This is a genomic window from Anaerolineales bacterium (genome assembly GCA_022866145.1).
Lineage (GTDB): Bacteria > Chloroflexota > Anaerolineae > Anaerolineales > E44-bin32 > PFL42.
In genome coordinates this window covers 1-7,994 of the sequence record JALHUE010000227.1, presented here as the reverse complement: position 1 = coordinate 7,994, position 7,994 = coordinate 1, and the positions used below count along the sequence as shown (strand labels likewise).

At 66.9% G+C, this 7,994-nt stretch carries 6 protein-coding genes; all 6 read left to right on the top strand.

Going from position 1 to position 7,994, the window contains the following annotated elements; all coding sequences use genetic code 11:
• Positions 1-1,987: alanine--tRNA ligase (alaS, locus tag MUO23_07210; protein ID MCJ7512745.1), on the top strand; the 1,987-nt coding region annotated here is incomplete at its 5' end.
• A gap of 72 nt (positions 1,988-2,059) precedes the next feature.
• Complete coding sequence (locus MUO23_07205; protein MCJ7512744.1) at positions 2,060-3,559, top strand: baseplate J/gp47 family protein; 1,500 nt, start codon at positions 2,060-2,062, stop codon at positions 3,557-3,559.
• A complete protein-coding gene (ruvX, locus tag MUO23_07200; protein ID MCJ7512743.1) occupies positions 3,559-3,951 on the top strand; it encodes a Holliday junction resolvase RuvX in 393 nt (130 codons plus the stop codon). Before MUO23_07205 ends, ruvX begins: the two co-directional genes overlap by 1 nt.
• Complete coding sequence (gene mltG / locus MUO23_07195; GenBank protein ID MCJ7512742.1) at positions 3,935-5,071, top strand: endolytic transglycosylase MltG; 1,137 nt, start codon at positions 3,935-3,937, stop codon at positions 5,069-5,071. Before ruvX ends, mltG begins: the two co-directional genes overlap by 17 nt.
• A 57-nt stretch (positions 5,072-5,128) precedes the next feature.
• On the top strand, positions 5,129-7,093 hold the full coding sequence (locus MUO23_07190) for a prolyl oligopeptidase family serine peptidase (protein ID MCJ7512741.1): 1,965 nt from the start codon (positions 5,129-5,131) through the stop codon (positions 7,091-7,093).
• A 236-nt stretch (positions 7,094-7,329) separates the two neighbouring features.
• A partial coding sequence (locus MUO23_07185) for a hypothetical protein (GenBank protein MCJ7512740.1) occupies positions 7,330-7,994 on the top strand: 665 nt, incomplete at its 3' end.

Genomic DNA, 7,994 nt, shown 5'->3' with positions numbered 1-7,994 from the left:
GGTCTCCGTCCTGCAGGGGGTCGACTCCAACTACAAGACCGACCTGTTCACCCCGATCCTCGACCGGATCCAGCAGCTCGCCGGCCACACCCCGAAGCAGCGCCTCGACCTGCTCACACCCTACCGCGTGATCGCCGACCACGTTCGGGCGGCAACCTTCCTGATCGCGGACGGCGTCGTGCCCGGCAACGTCGGACGCAACTACGTCTGTCGGATGATTGTGCGCCGGGCCAGCCGTTTCGGCTCGAAGGCCGGCTTCGACGATCCCTTCCTCGGTCAGATCGCCGAGGCCGTGATCGAGGAATATGGGGATGTGTACCCGGAGATCGTGCGCAACCGGCCGGCCGTCATGCGAACCCTGGTGGACGAGGAGCGGCGCTTCCGACGTACGGTTGAAACCGGAGTCGGCCACCTGGACGAGCTGATCCATTCCTCCACGGCCCGCGGCGAGTATGTGCTCCCCGGCTCGAGCGCCTTCGATCTGTATGCCACATATGGACTACCGCTTGAGATCACCCGCGACATCGCCCGCGAATCCGGGCTGGAGGTCGAGGAGGCCGGCTTCCGGGAGGCCATGGAAACCCACCGCGATGTCTCATCTGCAGGCGCCGAGTGGGGCGCCGACGCCGGTGAGGTGCCTCTCGAGATCTACCAGCAGGCTCTGGCCGACCTACAAGCCGCCTCTGCGTTGCCGGCGCAAGGCGTCCAGGTGGATCCGTATGGGGGTTTCGAAATTGAGGTGCCGTTGCTGGCGATCATCGGGCCCGGGGGCAACCAGTCGCTGGCCAGCCCCGGGGAGGCGGTAGGCCTGGTCCTGGCGGCCCACACTTTCTACACCGAGGCCGGCGGCCAAGTCAGCGATATGGGGACCGTCGCCTCGGTCAAGGAACCGCGCTGGGAGTTCCAGGTGCAGGCCGCGCTGCGCCCGATCGCCGGCTTGAGTGTGCTGCAGGGGACTGTGTTGCGCGGTCAACCGCACTCAGGAGATTTGGCGATCGCGGCGGTCGACCGGGATCGCCGCTGGGACGTCATGCGCAATCACACGGCAACTCACCTGCTGCATGGTGCGCTGCGGGCCGTGCTGGGCGAGCATGCCCTCCAGGCCGGCTCGATGGTCGCCCCCGATCGCCTGCGCTTCGACTTCACCCACCCCCAGGCTATGACCGCTGAGGAACTTGACCGAGTCGAAACCCTGGTGCAGCAGGCCGTGTTGAGCAACCTCGATGTGGTCAGCCGCCTCAAGCCGCGCCAGGAAGCCATCGGCGAAGGTGCGATGGCGCTATTCGGCGAGACCTACGGCGAGACCGTCCGGACCGTCGCCATCGGGGACACGCCGCGCGTGTCCTACGAGCTTTGCGGCGGCACGCATGTACCCGAAACCGGCATCATCGGCACCTTCCTGATCCTCTCGGAAGGCAGCGTGGCCGCCGGCATCCGCCGCATCGAAGCGGTGACCGGGCGGGCGGCGCTCGAGCTCGTCAAGGCGCGCATGGGCGCCCTCGAACGTCTGGCGCGCCAGCTCGGCACATCGCCGGAAACCGTCGAGGCCCGCGTTCACGCCCTGCTCGAGGAACAGTCCGCCCTGGAGCGGCGCCTGGAGACGCTGCGGCTGCAGCAGGCGGAAGCCGAGGCCCTGCAACTCCGGCCCCAGCAGGTGCAAGGCGTCACGATGATCGCCGGCGAGGTGGGATCCGCCGATGCGGAAACCCTGCGCAGACTGGTGGACCGTTTGCGCGCCCGGTATCCTTCCAGCGTGATCGTACTCGGTTCCGCCCCGGAAGGTCGCCCGGTGATTGTGGCCGCCATCAGCCCGGATGGGGTGGCACGCGGGTTGCACGCAGGAGAGCTTGTCAAGCAGGCTGCCGGAGTGATGGGCGGCGGCGGAGGCGGCAAGCCGGGGATGGCCCAGGCCGGCGGCAAGGATCCTTCCAAGCTGCGCCTGGCCCTCGACCAGGCCGAAGACTACGTGCGCAGGCACCTGGCGTAGGCATGCAGTGCCGCTCACAACCCCGGCCGGCGATCCGGCAAGCTCGCCTTACTCGGGGGAACGGCTGCGCGGATGAAGCTCCAGATCATCGAGCTTGAGTCTCAGGACGACCGGGCCTCGGTGCGGGACCGACTGGCATGGTCGCAGGCGCCTCGAGTGGTGCTCGTCTACCCCAACCGGGGCCGGACGCGGCTCACCCAGCTTGACCTTGTGCTGCTCCACCGAGAAGCAGCCTTGCGCGGCCGTCAGCTAGCCCTCGTGACCCGCCACCCGGTCCTGGTGACGGCCGCCGAAGCCGCGGCCATCCCGCACTTCCCATCCCTGGACGAGGTCCGTGAAGGCGCATGGCTCCCGTCGGCATCACCCATCTCCAGGAACGTCCACCCAGGGCGCTCCGGTCAGCCTGGCAGGCTGCCGCCGCGCCCACCTATTCTGGGGCTCTCCACCACGCGTGGAGCGCAGCGGTGGCTGTGGATCGGGCTGGCGGCGATTTCCCTGCTGGCAATGGCGGCCGCCATCTTGCCTTCTGCCGACGCTCTGGTCACCCCGATCAGTCAGACCCGAGAACAGACCGTGATGCTGGAGGCCTCCCCGGGACAGCTGCAGGGTGGCCCGGTGCAAGGACTTGCCTCCCGACAGGTCGAGGTGACGCTGCAGGGGAAACTCCGCCTGCCGACGACCGGCACCGTCCTGGCACCCGTAACCCCCGCCGTCGGGACTGCCTTGTTCACCAACTTGACGTCTGAGCCGGTGAGCATCCCCGAGGGAACCAGTGTGCGCCCCACCCGTCAGGACCCGGTCCGCTTCATCACGACGGTGGTGGCGGAACTCCCGGCGGGCCAGGGAAGCACCGTGAGCGTCCCGGTCGCCGCGGTCGCAGCCGGGTCAGCGGGCAACCTGGCCGCAGGCTCGCTTGACTCGGTGGACGGCCCGCTCGGATTGCAGGCCTCCGTCTCAAATCCGCAGGATCTGTCAGGCGGTTCCGACCGAATTCGCTCCGCAGTCGCGCCGGCCGACCTTCCGACCCTGCAACGCGCCCTCGAGGACCAGCTGTTTGAGCAGGCTCGGCTTGCGCTGCAGGATAACCTGCAGGCGGGCGAGAGCCTTCTCCCGGGGTCGCTGCGGGTGGTGGATGTCGTCGAGCAAGCGTTTGATCTTTCGGCGGGTGAGGCCGCTGACTCCGTCGGCCTTTGGCAAGAAGTCCGAATTGGGGGCCTGGCGCTTCTCGAGGACGACCTCAAGCAGAACACCTGGGACGAGATCGAGGCCGCCGCAGACCCCGGCTGGATCCCTGCGCCCGGATCGCTGACCATGGGCGAGCTGACACCCGGAGGTGACCCTGCCGGCCGCACTCTTGACGTGGCCGCCCACTGGACCGTCTACCGCCCCGTCGATCGGGCGGGCTTGGCGCGTGCCATTCGCGGCCTACCTGTTGAAGAGGCCCGCCAGATTCTCCTACAGAGAGCAGGCCTCTCCCTGCCACCCGAGATCATCGTCAGGCCAGCCTGGCTCAACCGTGTGCCCTGGGTAGAGAGCCGCATTCGGATCTCCCTGCCCTGGGAAGCTCCGTGATGGGGCGCGTGCTGGCGGTCGACCCCGGTGACGTTCATCTCGGTGTCGCGGTCTCCGACCCCACTGGCACGATCGCGCGCCCCTTGCGAGTGCTGCGCCATGTCTCGCGTGAGCGCGACGTCCAGGCACTGCTTGAGACCGCAGGCGAGCACGGCGTCGAGCGAATTGTTGTCGGGGTACCCTATGGCCTAGACGGGGAGCTCGGTCCGCAGGCCCGGCGAGCCGTTCGACTGATAGATGCGCTGCGGGTAGCGACAACGATCCCGGTGGTAGCCTGGGATGAGACGGGGTCATCCCAGGCAGCCCGAATCCGAACTGGCCCCGAGGCCATGGAGCACGCCCGGGCAGCGGCGGTCATTCTGCAGGAGCACCTGGATGCGGCGCCGAAGTAGTTCCGTTTCCGGCTGTCTGTTCCTGACGTCGCTGATCCTGATCCTGTGCATGGTCGGCGTGGCGGCCGGTGCGATCCTGTTCGGTGGGTCCAAGCCCGTCGCCTCGCTGCTGGGCCCAACCCAGGGCATCGCCGGCGCCGATCGAGCCCTGCTCCGAGCTTACTTGCTCCTGCGAGGCGGATCCTTGTCCCAGCCTGCCGGGGATCCCTCCGCAATGGCCGAGATCACCGTCCTCCCGGGCGATTCGGCGGAGACCATCATCCAGCGCCTGAAAGATGCCCAGATCGTGCAGGATCCCGCCCTGCTCCGAGCGTATCTCCGCTCTTACGGCCTCGACACCCGGATTCAAGCCGGGCGCTATGCCCTCTCGGGCGAAATGTCGATCACCCAGCTGGCGGAGGCGCTGCAGTTGGCCATGGTCAGCCAGTCCCGCCTGACGGTCCCTGAGGGCTGGCGCCTGGAGCAAATCGCCGAGGCACTTCCCTTGGAGGGCATCGGATTCGCCTCACCGGATTTCATGCAGGCTGCCCAGCAGGCGGACGGCCTCCAGGAAGTTCTCGGGCTCCCGTCCGCCCCCAGCGCGGAGGGCTTCTTGTTCCCGGACACCTACGCCCTCGGCGCCGGGACGACCGCCGAGCAGCTGGTCAACACGATGCTGGCCACCTTCGACAAGCGGGTGACGCCCTCGCTGCGCGCTGGCTTTGAGAAGCAAGGCCTGTCGCTGGCCCAGGCAGTTGTGCTGGCGTCGATCGTTGAGCGCGAAGCCATCGTCCCTGACGAACGCCCCCTGATCGCAGCAGTCTTTCTCAACCGGCTGCAGCAGGGGATACGCCTGGAGGCCGACCCAACCGTGCAGTACGCATTGGGCCGGCAAGCGGACGGAATGTGGTGGAAGGCTCCACTGACCCTAGCCGACCTGGAGCTCGAGTCGCCGTACAACACGTATCGGTATTCCGGACTGCCGCCGGGACCCATCGCCAATCCCGGCCTGAGCTCGCTGCAAGCCGTGGCCGAGCCGGCGGAGACTGAGTTCCTTTTCTTCCGGGCCACTTGTGACGGATCCGGACGGCATCTGTTTGCCAGCACCTTCGACGACCACTTGAGCAACGCCTGTCCTTGAGAACCAGGGTCGGAAGGGCGTTGCACCTCACCGAGATCGTCTGAGGAGGGAAAGCGCATGCCCCCTCGAGCCGTTGCGCCCTACGGCACATGGCAGTCGCCGGTCTCGGCCTCGATGGTTGCCTCGGCGGGCACTTCCCGCGGCACGCTTGAGGAACTGCGCCTCACGCGCCAGGCCGCCTACTGGGTCGAGATCCGGCCCGAAGAGGGCGGCCGCTCCGCGCTGATCCGCTGGACGGCGGCGAGAGGCGCACAAAGCCTGCTCCTCCCCGAGTACAGCGCTTGCTCGCGCCTGCACGAATATGGAGGCGGCAGCCTGGTCGTGACCGAGACGGCGCAGTTCTTCGTCAACTTCCGCGACCAGCGAATGTACCGACTCGACCCCGGGCGTTCACCATACCCGATTACCCCCGAGCCGGATGAGCCGGCTTCGCTCCGTTATGCCGACGGCGAGATCACCCCTGATGGACGCCACATCGTGGCCGTGCGCGAGCAGCACCGGGGAGAAACGGTCGTCAACGATCTGGCGCTGATCTCGACCACCGGCGAGGCCGTACCCCGAAGCCTGCTGGAGGGACACGACTTCTTCGCCTTCCCGCGTCTGCATCCGAATGGCAAGCTGCTGGCTTGGACGACCTGGGATCACCCCAACATGCCCTGGCAGGGCAGCCGGCTGTGGGTTGCCGGGTTGGAGTCGGATGGACGGCTGAGCCAGCCGCACCGGATCGCAGGCGGAGACGAGGAGTCGATCTTCCAGCCTTCCTGGAGCCCGGACGGAAGGCTGCACTTTGTCAGCGACCGTAGCGGTTGGTGGAACCTGTATGCCCTCGACTCGGATGGCTCGGCCTGCTTGCTCCTTCCGATCGAAGCCGAAGTCGGGCTTCCACAGTGGGGGCTGGGCTTCTCGCGCTATGTCTTCCTGCCGGGTGGCGAGATTGCCTGCCTGATCACGCGCGAGGGGATGGACGAGCTGTGCCTGCTTTCCCCGAACGGGCGCCGGGTGGAGTGGCTGCCGACTGGACTCACCTGCTGTTACCCCCCTCAGCTGCGATGGGATGGAACCCACCTTTGGATGATCGGGGGATCTCCGAGCCTGCCGCAGTCGATCGTGCGTTTCGATGTGGAGCGCCGCCAGCCCCAGGTCGTGCACTGCTCCATCACCCTGGGGCTCGACGCTCAGGATGTCTCGCGACCTGAGCACTTCACCTTCAAGAGCGCAGGCGGCCGGCTCGCTCACGCCTTCTACTATCCTCCCCGCTCCCGCCGATTTCGCGCCCCGATTCACGACACCCCGCCGCTTCTGGTCGCCAGCCACGGCGGCCCGACCTCCGCTGCCCATTCCTTCCTCCTGCTCTGGATCCAGTACTGGACCAGCCGGGGCCTGGCGGTAGTTGACGTCAACTACGGAGGCAGCAGCGGCTACGGCCGCGGCTTTCGCGACTTGTTGCGGGGCCAATGGGGAGTGGTCGACGTAGAAGACTGTGTGCAGGCAGCGGTTGCGTTGGCGAATCAAGGACGTGCCGACGGCAACCGGCTGATCATTCGGGGCGGCAGCGCCGGCGGATTCACGACGCTTTCGGCGCTGGCGTTCTTTCGCGTGTTCAGCGCCGCAGCTTCCTACTATGGCGTCGCCGACCTCGAGCTCTTGGCTCGCGACACGCACAAGTTCGAGGCCCACTATCTCGATTGGCTGATCGGCCCCTACCCGCAGGCCAAGGCTCTCTACCGCGCCCGATCACCGATCCATCATCTGGATCGCTTTCTCACCCCGGTCATCCTTTTCCAGGGTGAGGACGACAGAGTCGTGCCGCCATCACAAGCCGAGGCCCTGGCCGCAGCCCTCTCAGCACGTCGGATCCCTCACCTCCTGATGAAGTTCGCCGGAGAAGGCCACGGTTTTCGCAACGCGGACAACCTCCGGCGGTGTTATCAGGCCGAATTGTCTTTCTACTCCCGCATTCTCGGGTTCCCTATGGCCGATGCCCTCGATCCGATCCCCGTTCTCCATCTCGATCCCATGTGACATCTTTCCCGGCTCGCGGCGCGATTCGTCGCCGCCGGACGCAGCCCTGGATTCCGTGGCGCACCGAGGTGCGCGGCCGCGCAAACCATCACCTTCGGGGCGATGACGAACATCTCCGCAAGGGGTGAAACCCTGCACTGCCCCGCAATTTAGCCATCCCCTACCCTAACTAGTAGAAATCGCCGCGCCGGACGGGCGCCGGAACTGCGATGCCTATGGAACGCGAGGTGGACGGCATGCCCCGATTTCGCCGCGTTTTTTTCGTCGTTCCCGCCCTGTTCCTGCTGGCAGCCGCATTCAGCGCGGCCCTACCCTGGACGCATCCGACTGAGGCCAGCGGCATGGCGGCCCCGTCGGTCTCCCAGCTCACCCAGGACGTGCGGGCTCTGGCCGCGCCCCCGCCGGCGGAAACCCTGCCACCGGCGGAGCAGGACACCTGCCTGCACTGCCACCTGACCGGAGAACTGAAGAACCTGTGGACTCCCCTGACCCGCTGGCTGGTTTTCGGGGCGTTTGGCATGGTTTTCGTCTACGGGGCAGCTCGTTCTGCCAGCGCCTGGCGCACCCGCGCCCCGTGGAAGCCGCTCTGGCTGCGCAGCGCCGACTGGGTGGACAGCCGCTACCAGATCAAAGAGCCGATGCTGCAGGCGCTCAAGAAGCCCGTCCCGCTGTTTGCCACCAAGTGGTTCTACTGCCTGGGCGGCATCACCCTCGCCCTGTTGGCCATCCAGGGAATCACCGGCATCATGCTCGCCGCCTACTACCAGCCGACGCCGGAAGGCGCCTACACCAGCATCCTGTACATCGAGAACGAAGTCCGATTCGGGTCCAGCATTCGGGCCATCCACCACTGGGCCGCCAACGGTATGGTGGTGATGGTCGTGGCCCACATGCTCAGGGT